Raw genomic sequence first — 16,153 nt, 5'->3', positions numbered from 1 at the left:
TGGGCCAACGCCGGCTCAGAGGATGCCGTCGCCGTACTCGCTGCCCCTGCACGCACTACGTCTCGCCGCCAAATGCGCAATGCCGCTGATCCTCTGGTTCTCCGCCGGTGAGCTGCTGCGCTGGCTGATGCTCTACGCGGCCACCGAGCTCTCGCACGGCGACTTCCGTCAGGCCAGGCTGATCGTGTCCGTCACGCTGCTGACGCTGGTCGTCCTCGTCTCCATGACGGTCACCACCGGCATGTTCCTATCGCTGCGGCGCGGCCTCTGGGAGGCTCGCGCGCGCACGGCCGACGGCGAGCCGGACGAGAGGTTCTGGTCGTCGATGAACCGGGTGGCCCCGGCGTTCGCGCTGATCTACCTGGCCTGGGAGCTGTACCTCAAGGACGCCCAGGACTACCAGTCGATGGACCTGTTCCACAATCTCGACAGCGACTTCTACGCGACGATCCTCAACAACATCGCCAACGGCACCGACAACGAGGTCACCTACGGCCGCGGCCTGACCGGGCTGGACTGGCGCGTCTCGCTGGCGGCCATGGCCGTCACCTTCGGGCTGCGCGTGCTGTTCGGACGCATGGTCGAGAACGGCTCGGGCAGGTTCGCCGGGCTGGCGGCCGCCTTCGCCGAGTTCTCCTTCATGTTCTGCGGCCTGAACGCCGTCTTCACCTTCACCGCCGCCCGCAGCGATTGGGCCCAGCACCGCGCGGTCGTGGAGGGGACGAACGACCTGTGGTCGCAGGCCAAGGAGAGCGTGCCCGGCTGGGAGGCGTTCTGGAACGTGGTGCACGAGGTCTGGCCGTTCGTCCTGGAGGCGCTCGCCGTCCCGCTCACCTGGCTGGCCGTCGCGGTGCTCGTGTACGGCGGGTCGGTGGACGACACCCGCAGGGCGCTGCGCGGCACCCGGCTCCTGCAGGGCGTGGACCGGCTGGAGGAGAGCCACGGCGTCACCCAGCGGGCGGCCGACCGGATCATCGGCGGGTTCCAGGAGCGCTGGGTGCCGGCGGTGAACGCCTTCAGGGTCACCGTCAAGGGCGGGGCGACGCTGTTCGGCCTGATGTGCCTGATCTACGTGGGTCTGCACGTCGGAGCCGACTACCTGGACCGGGGCGTGCGCACGCTGATCGGCTCCAACGAGCCCTACTTCTGGCTGGTGATCTCGTGGCCGGTCGCCTTCGTGAAGAACCTGCTGCTGACCGTCCTGACCTACTGCCTGCTGGCCGCGACGTTCGACATCGCGGCCACCCGGGCGCGGCTGCGGGGCGAGAGCCTCACCGCCTGAAGATCAGCACGTCGTTGCGCTCGCGCTTCGCCTGGTCCTCCGGTTTGACCTGCAGGAGCTTGTCGGTGGGCGTGTCGTTGCGGTAGGTGATGTCGGGCTTGAGGTGCAGCTGGACGTCGTTCGCCACCGCCTTCGGCACCACGGCGGCGGCCGTGTAGGTGTACGCCTTGCCCACCTCGTTCTTCTCCGGCGGGATGTCGTCCTCGACGACCTCGGCCTGCCAGGTGCGCTGCTGGGCGTCCTGTACGGTCAGCGCCGGTTTGGCGGTGAGCACGGCGCCGGTGTCGTCGGCGGCCGTCCTGGTGACGGTGATCTTGAGCCACTGCCTGTCGGGCGTGTTGTGCTGGCTGCCCTGCGGCGTCTCCATCGGCTCGATCGCCGACTTCCAGGTCACGTGCTCGAACGTCAGGCTCTGCCCTGGTTGTACCTCGTGCCGGGTTTCGGTTGGGCGTCCGCTCTTGTAGAAGAGGTACCGGTCTACGGTGGGTGCGCCGATTCCGAGCACGAGCGCCGCCACCGCGCCGACGCTCAGCAGGAGCGTGCGCGAGCGGCGCGGCGGCTGCGCGGCCGCTTCCGCCGCGGGCGGCCCGGGAGGTGGTGGCGGTGGCGTGGAAGGGGGCAGCGGGCCCGCGCTCGGGAGCGCCTGAATCGGCTGCGTCGGGTCGGCGACGGGCTCGACCGGCGCCGGCGGCCACACCTGCTGGTCGGGGTGGGCGCCTGGACGCTGCCGCGGCTGGGGCTGCCGGTGACGTGGCCGGGGCCGGGAAACAGGCGGCTGCCCGGCGCCGGGCCGGCCCTGTGCGGGGCCGGGCTGAGACTGTCCGGGGTGGGGCTGACCTTGCTCCGGGCCGGGTTGGGGCCGGCCCTGTACGGGGCCGGGCTGGGGCTGGCCTGAGTGAGGGTGGCTGGGCTGGTCGGGGGGCGGGGAGAACCAGCCGCGGTTCGAGTCGTTGGAGTCCATGCGTTACTTCTTCTCGCCCATGTCGAAGACGTCCTGCGGCGCGGAGCCGAGCTGCTTGGCGGCCGCGTCGTCGATGCCCAGGTCGACCTGCGCCTCCGGTGGCAGCGGCTCGGAGTACAGGCCGTTGATCGGCAGCTGGAACACCGCCTGCGCGCCGGGCAGCGCCGACGGCGGGACCTCGAAGACGAACCGGCCGGTGGTCCACCAGCCCGGCTGGACCCACGGGTTGGCCAGCGTCTGCGTCTTGTTGACCTTGTCGGTGGCCGTGTACCGCTTGCCGTCGGCGGCGAGCAGGGTGGGCTGCGCCAGATGGACGGGTTCCTTCGGGACGGTGGCCTGCGCCTCGACGACGAGGAAGATCTGCTCGGTCGGGACGGTGCGGTCCAGCGTCTTGACCGTCTTGGCGGTCAGGACCTTCTGCACCCGGACGGAGAAGCGCCCAGCGTTGACGTCCTGGCCCTTCGCGCCGGCGTAGGTGAGCGGCATGTCCATGTCGTCGCCCGAGAGCGCGAACGTCTGCAGGCCCACCGCCCCCGCGGCCAGGACCAGGCCGACGACGGTGTTGAGCGCGATCGTCCCGGCGCGCCCGCGCGACGCCTGGCGGCGCGCACGGCGGGGGGCCGCCTGCTGGGCGGTGGCCGTCATGTCGTCCCCTCCGCTTTCACGGGCAGCGTGACGGTCGCGGCCACCTCTTTGGTCTCGGCCTTGTCGAGGTAGCCCTCTTTGGTGGTGACCGTCCAGAAGCTGCTGCCCGTAAGCGGGTTCTCCAGGTTCTCGAAGGCGCCGACGTCCAACGTGATCTTCGAGGGCGGCTGGGCGGAGCCTTCCAGCTCGTAGCGGGCGACCACCGTGGTGGGCACGTCCGGCTGGAGCTGCGACGACGTGACGTCCTTCGACGTGGCGAAGAGGCGGGGCCCGAACTGGGTCTTGATCTCGGGGGTCATCTTGAGCAGTGAGGCGCCGAAGCTGAAGCCGCCGTCCTTGGCGTCGGGCACGGTGCCCACGTTGACTGTCTCGTCGGTCTTGTTCGTCACCTTGAACACCACGTCGAGGTAGCGCTTGTCCTTCGAGTACTCGTTCTCCGCCTTGACGAGGGTCACCTTCGACTCGACGAACTCGGTCTCGAACTGTCCTTGGTCGAGGGTCTTGCCGGCCGCCAGTTGGGGCGGTGCAGGGTCGGGCCGTTCTTCGAGACCGCCCAGCAGGGCGGTGATGCCGATGGCTGTGACCGCCACCAGGGCCACTGCGGGCACCACTACCGGACGTTTGGGTTTGCTGTCGCCGGAGGGTTCCGTCATGGGTATGGATGGTAATAGGTCACGCTGACACCATCTGCCCCTATCCTCCCATCGGGCTGGTCGAATTGCCCAGAACCCTGCCGCAGGAGGGGTTGAAGCTCATACGCTGTCACGAAGCGGCTGAGGAGACGGCCGAACTACAAGGACATATCGCGGCCGGAGGGTCACGTGGCGGACGTGCATCCCGAGCATGCGCAGCTCCAGGCTGACCGCATCTACCTGGGCTGGCAGTACATCCTGCTGCATCCGGAGCCGGGGCCGCCGCCGAAACGTCCCTCACCCGCGCAGGAACCGGCCCCCTCGACGGAGCCCGACCCCGAGCTGGTCCGCCGCGAGCGGTTCCAGGAGGACCTGCTCAACCGGCCCGTGCGGATCTTCCGCATGTTCATGCTGGTGCTCACCGTCATGTTCCTGGCGCTCGCCTTCGCCGGGTACCTCGGCTGGTCCTTCGCGCTCATCGGGCTGGTCGCCGCCGGAGGCGTGGCCGGGATCTGCAGCTACGCGCTCGTCCAGGGCGACAGGGCGGTCAAGTACCGGGTGCACGAGCAGCAGGCCAGGGACGACAGGCAGCGCGAGGAACGTGACAAAGAGCTGTTCCGCGCGCAGGAGGAGCACGCGCAGCGCTACCGCGAGTGGCAGGAGGTCAAGGACCGCCACGACCGGCAGCTCACCTGGTACGCCGTCGCCGTCCCCGACGAGATCGACCGCATCGACGTCGCCGGGGGCACGCTGCCGGGCTGGTCGGCGCTGGTCACGCTGCTCGGCGCGACCCGCCTCTACAGCGGCGGCCACCTGACCGTGCTCGACCTGTCGGAGGGCGCGATCGCCAAAGACCTGATCGAGCTGGCCCGCAGGGGCGGCGACGACCCGCTGGTCTGGGTGCTGCCCGTCGACCTGCCCAAACTCGACCTCGGCGCCACCCTCAAGCCGGAGGCGTTCGCGGACGTGCTCGCGCACGTGGTGAGCGTCAGCGAGGAGCACCGCACCACGCGCGACCTGAGCTTCGACAACGCGATCCTGGAACGGGTGCTGGAGGTGCTCGGCGAGAGCGCCACGATCAGCCAGGTCACCGCCGCGCTGCGGGCGCTCGCCCAGGTCGGCGACCCGCGCGACGACCTGCGCTACGGGCTGATCACCGCGACCCAGCTCGAACGCATCGGCACCCTGTTCGGCCGCGGGGTGAGCGACCGCGTGGTGATCGAGCGGGCCTGGGCACTGGAGTCGCAGCTGCGCAAGCTGGAGACGCTCGGCACGGAGGCCGTCAAGCTGCCCCCGGCCAGGCTGCGGGTGGTGAGCATGGACCGGCAGGCGGGCGTGTTCGGCAACCGCGTGCTCGGCACGTACGTGGCCACCGCGCTCACCCACATCCTGCGCCAGTCACCCGCCGCCGAGCGGCCCTGGTATCACACGATCATCGTGGCGGGCGCGGACAAGCTCCGCGGCGACGTCCTCGACCGGCTCATGGACGCCTGCGAGACGTCCAGGACCGGACTGGTGCTGACGTACCGGTCGCTGACGCCGACCGTGCGCGAGCGGCTGGGCAGGGGGCACGCGGCGGTGGCCTTCATGCGCCTGGGCAACGCCGAGGACGCCAGGGTCGCCAGCGAGCACGTCGGCACCGAGCACCGGCTGGAGCTGGCCCAGCTCACCGAGACGATCAGCGACTCGCTGCCCGGCCTCGACGGCGGCTACACGTCCACGATCTCCCAGCTGGAGGACGAGCGGGAGGACCGTGAGGAGAGCGGCACCGACCTCGCCGAGGACCTCGCGGAGTCGACGGAGTGGGGCAGGACCGCGGAGAAGATCTCCGAGAAGGAGCGGGTGCTCCAGCGCTCGCGCGAGTTCCTGGTCGAGCCGCACCAGCTCCAGCAGCTGCCCACGACGTCCGTGATCGTGACCGACGCCACCGCCGACGGCAGGCGGGTCAGGCTGGCCGACGCGAACCCGGCCATCCTCACCTTTCCCAAGACCACACTCGGCGAGCTGGAGGACGTCCGCGACGCCGTGCTCGCCGCGGACGAGCACCAAGACAAGGGCGGCGACGAGCCGCCACCGAACCTGGGACCCCCGGCGCCACGCCTGGACTGGCGAAAGAACAGGCAATGACATCGTCAATTGCCGTGTGGCGAGCTGGCGATGGGCGGACTTTACTAAGAACCGTCTGTGGGGGGATCAAATGCAGCCGAGTGTCTCGCTGAGCGGGCCCTGGTATCGAATCCAGTCCATCGCCGCACCCTCGCGAAGCTCGTCAGCGGAGTGGGACTTCGTCACCGTGCTCCCGGCCGTCCTGTCCGCCGCGCAGCGCGACCGGCCGTTCGTGATCGGCTGGCTCTCGCGCGGCTCCGGCGCGCCGCTGGAACTGATCACCAACGCCGGGCCGCTGTCGCCGCCGCGCCAGCCGCGCAGGGCGACCGACCCGCTGGACCCCCCGGCGGGCCCGCAGCCGCTGCTGTTCCCCGGCGGGGCGCGCGGCGTGCAGCTCGACGAGGAGTACCTGGCCGACCTCGCCGACCTGGTGTGGACGTCCTGCCCGGGACGCCAGGCGCCGCCGCTCGTAGGCCGGCGCGAGTCCGACTCCGACGAGCTGAAGCGGCCGACGCTGTTCGAGTCCACGCTGGTCACGCTGATGTCGCGGCCGTTCGCCTGGCTGGTGGTGGCCGAGCCGACCGACCTGCTCGACGCCGAGGTCGCCCACCTGCGCACCCAGCTCAACGTGCTCAGGCAGTACGGCGACGCCTCCGAGCGCTCCAGGTTCGACGCCGAGCGGGCGGAGCGCCGCATGCAGGAGCTCGACGCCTTCCGCGAGGCCGGCCTGTGGAACGTGCGCGTCCTGGCGGGCGGCGCCACCGCCGACGAGCTGCGGCAGATCGCCCCGGTCCTGGTCGGCTCGGTCGAGATCGGCCACCACCCCTACCGGCTGCGCAGCGCCCAGGGAGCCGTCTACACGCTGTCGGAGGCGCTGGCCATCACCTCGCAGGACCCGTCCGACGGCGCCGCCTCGCCGTTCGCCGCGACGGCCGGGGCGCTGGCCGCACTGGCCGGGCTGCCCAGGCGCGAGGTGCCCGGCGTGCGGGTGCTCGAGGCGGGGTTCTTCGACGTCACGTCAGAGGCGGGCAACGGCGAGCTGGACCTGGGCGAGATCCTCGACGGCCAGGACCGCGGCGTCGGCTCGTTCAAGGTGCCGCTGGCCACGCTGAACAGGCACGCCTTCGTCACCGGCGCCACCGGCTCCGGCAAGTCGCAGACCGTCAGGCATCTGCTCGAACAGCTCAGCGACGCCCGGATCCCGTGGCTGGCGATCGAGCCGGCCAAGTCCGAGTACGCCGCGATGGCGGGGCGCATCGAGTCCATCGCGCCGGTCACCGTGATCAACCCGTCGGCCCCGGCCGGCGTGCCGTTCAGCGTCAACCCGCTGGAACCCGAGCCCGGCTACCCCGTCCAGGCGCACATCGACATGGTCAGGGCACTGTTCATGGCGGCCTTCGACGCCGAGGAGCCGTTCCCGCAGATCATGTCGCTGGCGCTGCAACGCGTCTACGAGGCCACCGGCTGGGACGTGGTCACCGGCGGCGCGGTGCCGGGCTCCAAGGTGCCGCCCAGCGTGCCGACCCTGGAACAGCTCCAGCAGCACGCCATGGACGTGATCCAGGAGATCGGCTACGGCCGCGAGGTCCAGGCGGACGTCGAGGGCTTCATCTCGCTGCGGCTGCGCTCGCTCAGGGTCGGCTCGGCCGGGCGCTTCTTCGAAGGCGGCCACCCCGCCGACATCGGCGGCCTGCTGGAACGCAACGTGGTCCTGGCCATCGAGGACGTGGCCAACGACGAGGACAAGGCGTTCCTCATGGGCACGCTGATCATCAGGATCGTCGAGCACCTGCGGATGCGCGCGAGGCAGGAGAAGTCCACGCGGCTCAGGCACGTCATCGTGATCGAGGAGGCGCACCGGCTGCTGCGCGACCGGGGTAGCGGCCGGGCCGCCACGCACGCCGTCGAACTGCTGGCCGGCATGCTCGCGGAGATCAGGGCGTACGGCGAGGGCATCGTGGTGGCCGAGCAGATCCCGACCAAGCTCATCTCGGACGTGGTGAAGAACACCGCACTCAAGGTCGTCCACCGGCTGCCCGCCGAGGACGACAGGCAGCTCGTCGGCGCGGCCATGAACCTGAGCGAGGAGCAGTCCCGCCAGGTCGTCTCCCTGCAGCCCGGGTGCGCCGCGGTGTTCGCCGACGGGATGGACCGGCCGCTGCGGGTGCGGGTGCCGCTGGGGGAGTCCCGCGAGAAGCCGCTGACCAGCCCGGCGCCGCCGATCCGCGGCCGCAGGTCGGTGGCCTGCGGGTCGGCGTGCCGCACCGGGCAGGCGTGCACGCTGGTGGAACTGCGCGAGGCGGACGTCCTGGCCGACGGGCCCGAGTGGGCCTGGCTGCGGATCTGGTGCGACACGGTCGTGCTGGCCTTCGTGAGCAACCGGCCGCTGCCCGGCGTGCCGCGCGCCCTCGCCGCGGCCTGGGCCGACCTGCCCGCCCGCCGCCGCGAGTGCCTGCTCGCCACCCTGGTGGAACGCTCGGTGGCGCGGCGCGCCTGGTCGCTGCGCAGCTGGCTGGACCCGGCGCTGCTCACGGAGAAGGCCGCCGAGAACGCCACGCGGCTGCTCTCCGCGGTGGAGAACGGCGGCGACCGTCCGGGGGCGTCGTGGGTCATCCCGCAGGTGCGGTGGCTGCACGAGGTCGACAGGCTCTTCCCGTACGGGCAGCCCGCGCCGAACCTGCGCAGCCCCGCGCCGCCCATGGAGTACGCGCTGTTCCGCCAGCCGCAGGACGGCGGCACGCAGGCCGAGCTGGTGCAGTCCGAGCTGCTCGGCCACCGGGCCAAGGCGCTTCGGCACCACCCGCTGTCCATGGAGGTCGACCGCAACCGGGCGCTGGCCTGGCGGGTGATCCTGGGCGACGACGAGAACGAGGGGATGCAGCGCGACATCACCACGGTCGCGATCGGTGTCGAGGCGTCCGCGCGGATCCGGCACGTCGGGCAGAGCATGGGCGCCGGGTGGCTGGAGGGTGTGCTGTCGTGGCCCCGCCGGTTCGTCCTGCCCTTCGACCACGGCGGCGCCCCGGAGATCGCCTTCGCAGAGCCCGGCTGACCGGCGGCACACCGGACATCCCTGGAAGGGCAGATATAGGGAGCTTTCGCCCGGGCTACCAACCGGGCCGCGTTTTCGTGTGCTCCATCAGACTAAGGTCCAACGCCGACTAGGATCCAATGTCATGACCCAGCTTCCACTGCGGGCTCAGCTCGCGAGCGCCCTGGGCCGCAGCGCTGCCACGCTGTCCAGGATGACCGGGCGTGGCGACGGTTCGGTGATCGGCGGGCGGGTCGGTCTGATGCTCGAACCCGACCTGCTGCGCAAGTTGGCCCACGATCGCAAGCTGGCCCTGGTCAGCGCGACCAACGGCAAGACCACGACGACCAGGCTGATCACGTCCGCGCTGCTGGAGCTGGGCGAGGTGGCCACGAACGCGTTCGGCGCGAACATGCCCGCCGGGCACGTCTCGGCGCTGTCCCAGCACAAGGACGCCCCCTACGGCGTCCTGGAGGTCGACGAGAAGTACCTCCCCGAGGTGCTCGGCACGACCGGCGCGAGCGTCGTCTGCCTGATGAACCTCAGCCGCGACCAGATGGACCGCGCGGCCGAGATCTGGCTGCTGGCGCAGAAGTGGCGCAGGGCGCTGTCGGGCAAGCCCACGCACGTCATCGCCAACTGCGACGACCCCCTGGTCACCTGGGGCGCCTCGACCGCCGCCAAGGTCACCTGGGTCGCCGGCGGGCAGCGCTGGAAGGAGGACTCCTGGTGCTGCCCCGAGTGCGGCGGCCCGCTCGACCGCAAGGACGCCGACTGGGCCTGCCGCGAGTGCACCTTCCACCGGCCTGAGCCGCAGTGGGTGCTCGACGACGACAGCGTCGTCGATCCGCGCGGGCAGCGGTGGCTGCTCGACATCCAGCTTCCCGGCCTGGCCAACCGGTCCAACGCGGTGATGGCGCTGGCCGTGGCCGAGGCGTTCGGGCTGCCGGTCGAACGGGCGCTGCCCCGGCTGCGCGAGGTCACCTCGGTGGCGGGCCGCTACACCACGGTCGAGCGCGACGGCCGCCACGCGCGGCTGCTGCTGGCCAAGAACCCGGCGGGCTGGCTGGAGGCGTTCGACGTCTCCGAGCCGAACCTGCCGATCATCCTGTCGGTCAACGCGCAGGGCCCCGACGGGCGCGACACGTCCTGGCTGTGGGATGTCGACTACCGCATCCTGCGCGGCCGCCCGGTGTTCGTCACCGGTGAGCGCCGCCTCGACCTGGCCCTCCGGCTGGACGTCGCCGACGTGCCGTTCACGCTCTGCGCCACGTTCTCCGAGGCCCTCGCCATGCAGCCGCCCGGCCGGGTGGACGTGATCGCCAACTACACCGCCTTCCAGCAGATCCGATCGGAGTTCGGCCGTGCAGTCTGACAGCGCCCTGCGGATCGTCTGGATCTACCCCGACCTGCTGAGCACCTACGGCGACCAGGGCAACGTGCTGGTGCTGGAGCAGCGGGCCCGGCGCAGGGGCGTCGAGGTCGAGACCGTCCACGTCCGCTCGGCCGACCCGGTGCCCGAGACGGGCGACATCTACCTCATCGGCGGCGGCGAGGACCGCCCGCAGATCCTCGCGGCCGAGCGGCTGCGCCGCGACGGCGGGCTGCACCGGGCCATCGCCCGTGGCGCGTCCATGCTGGCGGTGTGCGCGGGCTACCAGATCATGGGCAGCACGTTCGGCGGCGAGGAGGGCCAGCCGGTCGCCGGCGTGGGCCTGATCGACATCGCCAGCACGCGCGGCCCGGCCCGCGCGGTCGGCGAGCTGGTCGCGGAGGTCGACGCGGCGCTCGGCCTGCCGACTCTGACGGGCTTCGAGAACCACATGGGCGTCACCCACCTGGGGCCGGGCGTCAAGCCGCTGTCGAAGACGGTCAGGGGCGTGGGCAACGGCGACGGTTTCGAGGGCTGCTACGCGGGCCACATCGTCGGCACGTACCTGCACGGCCCGGCGCTGGCCCGCAACCCGGCGCTCGCCGACCTGCTCCTCGGCTGGGCCGGGGTGGAGCCGGCGCCCCTCGACGACTTCCGCTACGACCAGCTGCGGCAGGAGCGCCTGAACACCGTTTTGGCGCGTCAGTAAAGCTGTCGATAGACCCGTTAATAGATCAGGGCCTGGGCGCCGTCGGCCACCGCCTCCTCGACGAAGGCGGAGGCGCCGGCGATGCGCACGCCCTCGATGACGTCGTCGACCGTGATGTCGCGGCGGGCCGCGCACTGGGTGCAGACCGTGACCCGGCCCCCGGCCAGCACGGCATCGAGCAGATCCGTGAGCGGGGCGGCGTGGGGCAGGCTGAACTCCTTGGCCCTGCCGGGAAGGGCGAACCAGGAGGACTCGCCGGTCAGCCAGAGAGAGACCGCGACGCCGCTCGCGAGGGCGGCGGCCGCGACGGTGAAAGCCTGGTTGCAGCGCTCAGGGGCGTCGGCCCCGGCGGTCACCTTGATAACCAGTGATCGTGCCATGCGGCCACCCTATTCGTCCCCGAGACATGCCGCTCGGGCAGGGGACGTTCAGGCGGGACGTTCGGGTGGGGGACGTTCGGGTGGGGACTAGGGTTGGGGAGCATGGAGGAACCTGAGGTGCATCCCGACCTGGAGCCGATCGCCTTCCTGCTCGGCCGCTGGGAGGGTGCGGGCGTCGGCGGCTACCCGACGATCGAGAGCTTCAACTTCGGCCAGGAGATCGAGTTCGGCCACATCGGCAAACCGTTCCTGACCTACGTGAGCCGCACCTGGCTGCTCGACCACGACGGCAACCGGGTCAAGCCGCTGGCCACCGAGACCGGCTACTGGCGTCCGCAGCCCGACCGGCAGCTTGAGGTGGTGCTCGCGCACCCCACCGGGATCGTCGAGATCTACGTCGGCGAGGTCGTCTTCCACAAGATCGAACTGCAGACCGACGTGGTGGCCCGCACCGCGTCCGCCAAGGAGTACACCGCGGGGCGGCGGCTCTACGGGCTGGTCAACGGCAACCTGATGTGGGCCTACGACATGGCCGCGGTGGGGCAGAGGCTCACGTCCCACATGTCCGCCGAGTTGAAGAAGGTGGCATGAGCGGGCCGTTCACGTCCGATGTCGTCGAGGCGATCAAGCGGCACATGAACGACGACCACGGCGACGACGCGCTCGTGATCGTGCGCGGGCTCGGCGGGCGTCCCGACGCCACGACCGCAGCCACCAGCGGCGTCGACGCGGAGGCGATCGAGTTCACGATCGACGGCGGCGAGCTGGTGCGGGTGCCGTGGGGCGAGACGCTGACGGAGCGTCCGCAGGTGCGCGTGGCGGTCGTGCGGCTCTACCGCGACGCGTGCGCGCGGCTCGGCATCCCGGCGCGGGACGAGCACTAGCACGCGGCGGGCGCCCGAAGGCGGCGGGCGCGTGGTGGAACAAAGAAGGGGCCCCAGACGTGCTCCGCCTGTTCGACCAGGCGGGCCGGATGGACCAAGGTCGGGATCGATCCCGCCCTCCGGCTGTCGGGGGCCCCGGTGGTTGCCTCGTATTCGCCAGAACGGACGCGAGACACCAGTCCGCTGCTAGCGGACAACCACCTCGCTAGTCCAACTATGAATCACCATTGCTTGGACCACCTCCTTTCCGCGTACTCACGAAGTTATGCGGTCGCGTACGAAACGGGCAAGCGATTATCCGTCGGTCGTAGACTCGGAGCATGACGGAGACGCAGTGGCACGAGGAACTCCGCGCCAAGGGCTACCGGGTGACTCCTCAGCGGCAACTCGTGCTCGAAGCGGTCAAGGAGTTGGAGCACGCCACGCCGGAAGCGATCTGCGCCAAGGTCCGCGAGACCGCCCGTGGGGTGAACATCTCGACCGTCTACCGGACCGTGGAGCTGCTCGAAGAGCTGGGCATGGTGACCCACACCCACCTGAGCCACGGGGCGCCTACGTACCATCTGGCGGCCGAGGCCGACCACGTCCACCTGGTGTGCCGCGACTGCGGTGAGGTGGGGGAGGTGCGGCCCGAGATGGCAGAGGGGCTGGTCAAGGGGCTCGAGGAGGAGCTGGGGTTCGTCGCGGATGTGCGCCACCTGACCGTCTTCGGCCGCTGCCGCAACTGCCGGTAGGCCGCATCACCTGGCGGCCGTAGCCGCCGGTGGGGTCGCGTCGCCCGACCGTCTTCGGACGCCGTCGGAAGTGCCGATAACCTGAAGGCATGCGTAGCCCTCTGCTCGATCTCCCCGGCGCCGTCCCTGCCGACGGCCCCGACGCCGACGTGGCGGCGCACTACGGCGACCTGTTCGCCGAGCAGCGCGCACTGGCCAAGGGGGAGGCGGTCGTCGACCGCAGCAACCGTGAAGTGGTGCGTGTCTCCGGGGTCGACCGGCTGAAATGGCTGAACGACCTCACATCGCAGAAGCTCGACACGCTCGCGCCGGGGCAGTGGGCACAGACCCTCCTCCTCGACCTTCAGGGCCGCGTGGAGCACCACCTGACACTGATCGACGACGGCGAGGCCGTGCTGGCCCACGTCGAGCCCGGCACGTCGGCGAGCCTGATCGACTACCTCGACCGGATGCGGTTCATGCTCCGCGTGGAGGTGAGCGACATGTCGGGCGAGCTGGCCGTGCTCTCCACCCCTGACGAGGACGTCCTGGTGCCGCGGGCCGAGCTGTCCGACCACCTGGGCAAGCCGCTGGCCGGGCTCTGGGCGTACGAGGCGCTGCGCATCGAGCGCCACCGGCCGCGGCTCGGCTTCGACACCGACCACAAGACGATCCCGCACGAAGTGGGCTGGATCGGCGCGGCCGTGCACCTCAGCAAGGGCTGCTATCGGGGGCAGGAGACGGTGGCCCGGGTGCACAATCTGGGGCATCCGCCGCGTCGCCTGGTCTTCCTGCACCTCGACGGCAGCGTCGACACGCTGCCCGTGCACGGAGCGCCAGTGATCTTCGAGAGCCAGGAGGTCGGCACGGTGGGCTCGGCCGCCCGCCACCACGAGCTGGGCCCGATCGGGCTGGCCGTGATCAAGCGGACGGTGCCGGTTGACGCACCGCTCCTGGCCGGCGGCGTGGCGGCGAGCCAGGAGGTCATCGTCCCGCCCGACGCGGGCCGCAACGTCTCCATCGACCCGTCACTGCGCCGCCGCATCCGGTAGCCCCGCCGTACGCCCGTCATCTGCGCCGCCGCGCAGGGGGAGCAGCCGGCCCCCGGCGCCGCGGCGGCAGATGACACGTCACCCGCGCTGTCGCATCCGGACGGCGCCGTCAGGCGCCCAGGGTGCGCAGCGTGGTGATCAGGCCGTGCTGGTCGGGGAGCCGGGCGAAGAACTCCGCGTCGGCGGCGTCCACCGCTGCGACGGCCCGCTGGGCGAGCTCCTGACCCCGGTCGGTGAGCGCGAGCCGCCTGGCGCGCGTGTCGGCCGGGTCGACCTCGCGTACCAGCAGGCCCTTGTCCTCCAGCTTGCGCAGCACCTGTGAGGTCATCTTGACGTCGGTGTCGGCGTGCCTGGCGACGCTGAGCTGGTTGGGGTGCTCACCCTGGCTGTTCAGCCACCAGGTGCTGGCCAGCAGCACGAACTGGACGTGCGTCAGGCCGAGCGGGGCCAGCGTGGCGGTGACGGCACGCTGCCAGCGCAGCGTGACCCGCCACATCAGGAAGCCGGGGCTGTCGCCAGGGGTGAGCGACATCAGCGCTCGGCCAGCTTCACCAGCGCCGCCATCGCCTCGGGCAGGTCGGACGTGATCTCGGGCCCCGCGTGCTCGGCTCCCGGCCCGCTCACCTCGACCCGGTGGGTGACCCGGGTGCCGGCCGCGACGCGGTCGAGGCGGTGGACGAAGCGCACCGTCAGCCCGTCGACCTCGGTCTCGTCGGTGAACAGCGCGTTCTCCTCCAGCGCGGTGATGCGCATGCGCACCGGCTCCTGGCCCTCGGGCGTCATCGCGATCTCGGTGCCCACGGCGAACGGGCCGAGGATCTCGATCCGCTCCAAGCCCGTGTCCCAGGCGGTCCAGCCGTTCACGTCGGCGTAGAGCGCCCAGACGGCCTCGGCCGGAGCGGTGGTCTCGACGCTGTGCTCGTACTCCCACATGGTGGTCTCCCATCGACCGACGACGAAATAGCCTACGCAGAGATTATCTCCGCGCAGACTATCTTGTCCAGTTCTCACAGGTCGATGACGAGCGTGATCGGGCCGTCGTTGACGAGGGAGACCTGCATGTCGGCGCCGAAGCTGCCCGTCTCCACGTGCGCGCCCAGTGCTCTCAGCTCGCTGACCACCGCCTCGACCAGCGGTTCCGCGACCGGGCCCGGGGCGGCCGCCTGCCAGGTGGGGCGCCTGCCCTTGCGCGTGTCGCCGTACAGGGTGAACTGGCTGATCACCAGGAGCGGCGCGGAGACGTCCGAGCAGGACTTCTCGCCGTGCAGGACGCGCAGGCCCCACAGTTTGGCCGCGAGCTTCGCGGCCTCGGCCGGCGTGTCGGTGTGCGTGACCCCGACCAACACCATCAGACCCGGCTCGTCGATCGCCCCGACCGTCTTCCCGTCGACCACCACGGACGCGGAACTCACCCGCTGCACAACTGCTCGCATGGCATCCCATTCTGGCGTAGGGAGTCTCGTTCGTAGACTCGTCCCGAAAGGGGGCGCAATGGCGCTTGTTGTGGAAGTTGTCCGGTCTGGGTTCGTAGAGTCCACGCACCACGCTCGCATGTTCACCGTCGACACCGAGGGCAGGCCGGTCGAGGCGCACGGCGCGGTGCACGTCCCGGCCTCGCCCAGGTCGTCGATGAAGCCCCTCCAGGTGCTCGGCATGCTGCGCAGCGGCCTGTCACTGGACGGCGAGCTGCTCGCGCTGGCTTGCGCCTCGCACTCCGGCGAGCCCTTCCACGTCGAGGGCGTGCGCGAGATCCTGTCAGGCGCGGGTCTGGACGAGTCGGCCCTGCTCTGCCCCGAGGACTACCCCGAGGACAGGTCCGTCGCGACCCGCGGACGCGTCTACATGAACTGCTCGGGCAAGCACGCCGCCATGCTCGCCACCTGCGTGCTCAACGACTGGCCGACCGCGACCTACCTCGAACCGAAGCACCCGCTGCAGCGGGCGATCCGCACCACCGTGGAGGACCTGACGGGCGAGCGGGTGGCGGCCTCGGGCGTGGACGGATGCGGCGCCCCGCTGTTCTTCGTCTCGATGGTCGGGGTGACGCACGCGTTCCGGTCGTTCCCCCGCGGCGACGCCCACCAGCGGCGCGTCTTCGACGCCATGCGCGCCCACCCCGAGTGGACGTCCGGCACCCACCGCCCGGAGGCGAAGCTGATGCGCGCCGTGCCCGGCCTGATGCTGAAGGCCGGAGCCGAGGCCTTCGAGGCGTTCACCTTCGAGGACGGCAGGGCGGGCACCGTCAAGATCGAGGACGGCTCGTCCCGGGCCCGTAGCCTGGCCACCGTGGCCGCCCTGCGCTCCCTCGGCGTGGACGCCCCTGACCCGACCCCGCCGCTCCTCGGCGGCGGCAGGCCGGTGGGCGAGCTGCGTATCCGCTGACCGG

The 16,153-nt window shown here is 71.1% G+C and carries 18 protein-coding genes; 11 read left to right on the top strand and 7 right to left on the bottom strand.

The window, feature by feature from the left end; genetic code table 11:
* The first annotated feature begins 79 nt into the window (after nt 1-79).
* Nucleotides 80-1,282, top strand: a complete 1,203-nt coding sequence (locus ABZ297_RS13745; RefSeq protein WP_355344436.1) for a hypothetical protein — start codon at nt 80-82, stop codon at nt 1,280-1,282.
* Here the strand turns inward: ABZ297_RS13745 and ABZ297_RS13740 are convergent.
* A complete protein-coding gene (locus ABZ297_RS13740; RefSeq protein ID WP_355344433.1) occupies nt 1,272-1,979 on the bottom strand; it encodes a hypothetical protein in 708 nt (235 codons plus the stop codon). The genes ABZ297_RS13745 and ABZ297_RS13740 overlap by 11 nt on opposite strands.
* A 12-nt stretch (nt 1,980-1,991) precedes the next feature.
* Between ABZ297_RS13740 and ABZ297_RS13735 the strand changes: the two genes are divergently transcribed.
* On the top strand, nt 1,992-2,177 hold the full coding sequence (locus ABZ297_RS13735; RefSeq protein WP_355344430.1) for a hypothetical protein: 186 nt from the start codon (nt 1,992-1,994) through the stop codon (nt 2,175-2,177).
* A gap of 69 nt (nt 2,178-2,246) precedes the next feature.
* Here ABZ297_RS13735 and ABZ297_RS13730 read toward each other — a convergent pair whose 3' ends face one another.
* Together ABZ297_RS13730 and ABZ297_RS13725 are read right to left on the bottom strand one after the other, a co-directional pair.
* Nucleotides 2,247-2,888, bottom strand: coding sequence for a hypothetical protein (locus tag ABZ297_RS13730; RefSeq protein WP_355344427.1), 642 nt, complete (start codon nt 2,886-2,888; stop codon nt 2,247-2,249).
* Nucleotides 2,885-3,541 carry a hypothetical protein gene (locus tag ABZ297_RS13725; protein WP_355344425.1) on the bottom strand — a complete coding sequence of 219 codons (657 nt, stop codon included), beginning with the start codon at nt 3,539-3,541 and terminating at the stop codon, nt 2,885-2,887. Before ABZ297_RS13725 ends, ABZ297_RS13730 begins: the two co-directional genes overlap by 4 nt.
* A 168-nt stretch (nt 3,542-3,709) precedes the next feature.
* Here ABZ297_RS13725 and ABZ297_RS13720 point away from each other — a divergent pair, with 168 nt between their 5' ends.
* The 4 genes from ABZ297_RS13720 (at nt 3,710) to ABZ297_RS13705 (ending at nt 10,738) form a co-directional block, all read left to right on the top strand.
* On the top strand, nt 3,710-5,647 hold the full coding sequence (locus ABZ297_RS13720) for a hypothetical protein (protein ID WP_355344422.1): 1,938 nt from the start codon (nt 3,710-3,712) through the stop codon (nt 5,645-5,647).
* Nucleotides 5,648-5,717: 70 nt separating this feature from the next.
* Nucleotides 5,718-8,678, top strand: a complete 2,961-nt coding sequence (locus ABZ297_RS13715) for an ATP-binding protein (RefSeq protein ID WP_355344419.1) — start codon at nt 5,718-5,720, stop codon at nt 8,676-8,678.
* Between the two features lie 124 nt (nt 8,679-8,802).
* A complete protein-coding gene (locus tag ABZ297_RS13710) occupies nt 8,803-10,032 on the top strand; it encodes a MurT ligase domain-containing protein (RefSeq protein ID WP_355344416.1) in 1,230 nt (409 codons plus the stop codon).
* Nucleotides 10,022-10,738 carry a glutamine amidotransferase gene (locus tag ABZ297_RS13705; RefSeq protein ID WP_355344413.1) on the top strand — a complete coding sequence of 239 codons (717 nt, stop codon included), beginning with the start codon at nt 10,022-10,024 and terminating at the stop codon, nt 10,736-10,738. Before ABZ297_RS13710 ends, ABZ297_RS13705 begins: the two co-directional genes overlap by 11 nt.
* A 17-nt stretch (nt 10,739-10,755) precedes the next feature.
* Here the strand turns inward: ABZ297_RS13705 and ABZ297_RS13700 are convergent, their stop codons facing one another.
* Nucleotides 10,756-11,118 carry a DsrE family protein gene (locus ABZ297_RS13700; RefSeq protein ID WP_355344410.1) on the bottom strand — a complete coding sequence of 121 codons (363 nt, stop codon included), beginning with the start codon at nt 11,116-11,118 and terminating at the stop codon, nt 10,756-10,758.
* A gap of 102 nt (nt 11,119-11,220) precedes the next feature.
* Between ABZ297_RS13700 and ABZ297_RS13695 the strand changes: the two genes are divergently transcribed.
* The 4 genes from ABZ297_RS13695 (at nt 11,221) to ABZ297_RS13680 (ending at nt 13,767) form a co-directional block, all read left to right on the top strand.
* Nucleotides 11,221-11,709 (top strand): FABP family protein, encoded by a 489-nt coding sequence (locus tag ABZ297_RS13695; RefSeq protein ID WP_350813189.1) that lies wholly within the window; start codon nt 11,221-11,223, stop codon nt 11,707-11,709.
* On the top strand, nt 11,706-12,002 hold the full coding sequence (locus tag ABZ297_RS13690; RefSeq protein ID WP_355344407.1) for a DUF2470 domain-containing protein: 297 nt from the start codon (nt 11,706-11,708) through the stop codon (nt 12,000-12,002). Before ABZ297_RS13695 ends, ABZ297_RS13690 begins: the two co-directional genes overlap by 4 nt.
* Before the next feature lie 320 nt (nt 12,003-12,322).
* Nucleotides 12,323-12,736, top strand: coding sequence for a Fur family transcriptional regulator (locus ABZ297_RS13685; protein ID WP_355344404.1), 414 nt, complete (start codon nt 12,323-12,325; stop codon nt 12,734-12,736).
* An 89-nt stretch (nt 12,737-12,825) separates the two neighbouring features.
* Nucleotides 12,826-13,767 carry a folate-binding protein gene (locus ABZ297_RS13680; protein ID WP_355344401.1) on the top strand — a complete coding sequence of 314 codons (942 nt, stop codon included), beginning with the start codon at nt 12,826-12,828 and terminating at the stop codon, nt 13,765-13,767.
* A gap of 109 nt (nt 13,768-13,876) precedes the next feature.
* Here the strand turns inward: ABZ297_RS13680 and ABZ297_RS13675 are convergent, their stop codons facing one another.
* The 3 genes from ABZ297_RS13675 to dtd all read right to left on the bottom strand — a co-directional run bounded on the left by ABZ297_RS13675 (nt 13,877) and on the right by dtd (nt 15,200).
* Nucleotides 13,877-14,299, bottom strand: a complete 423-nt coding sequence (locus ABZ297_RS13675) for a MarR family transcriptional regulator (RefSeq protein ID WP_355344398.1) — start codon at nt 14,297-14,299, stop codon at nt 13,877-13,879.
* Nucleotides 14,299-14,700, bottom strand: coding sequence for an SRPBCC family protein (locus ABZ297_RS13670; protein WP_355344395.1), 402 nt, complete (start codon nt 14,698-14,700; stop codon nt 14,299-14,301). Before ABZ297_RS13670 ends, ABZ297_RS13675 begins: the two co-directional genes overlap by 1 nt.
* A 74-nt stretch (nt 14,701-14,774) precedes the next feature.
* The gene (dtd, locus tag ABZ297_RS13665) at nt 14,775-15,200 is read right to left on the bottom strand and encodes a D-aminoacyl-tRNA deacylase (protein WP_355344392.1); all 426 of its coding nucleotides are present in this window, start codon (nt 15,198-15,200) and stop codon (nt 14,775-14,777) included.
* Between dtd and ABZ297_RS13660 the strand changes: the two genes are divergently transcribed.
* On the top strand, nt 15,199-16,149 hold the full coding sequence (locus ABZ297_RS13660) for an asparaginase (protein ID WP_355344389.1): 951 nt from the start codon (nt 15,199-15,201) through the stop codon (nt 16,147-16,149). The genes dtd and ABZ297_RS13660 overlap by 2 nt on opposite strands.
* The last annotated feature ends 4 nt before the right edge of the window (nt 16,150-16,153 follow it).

The sequence above is a fragment of the Nonomuraea sp. NPDC005983 genome, from assembly GCF_040614375.1.
Classification (GTDB): Bacteria; Actinomycetota; Actinomycetes; order Streptosporangiales; family Streptosporangiaceae; genus Nonomuraea.
The sequence above is the reverse complement of the archived record's forward strand: the minus strand, read 5'-3'. Positions and strand labels throughout refer to the sequence as shown.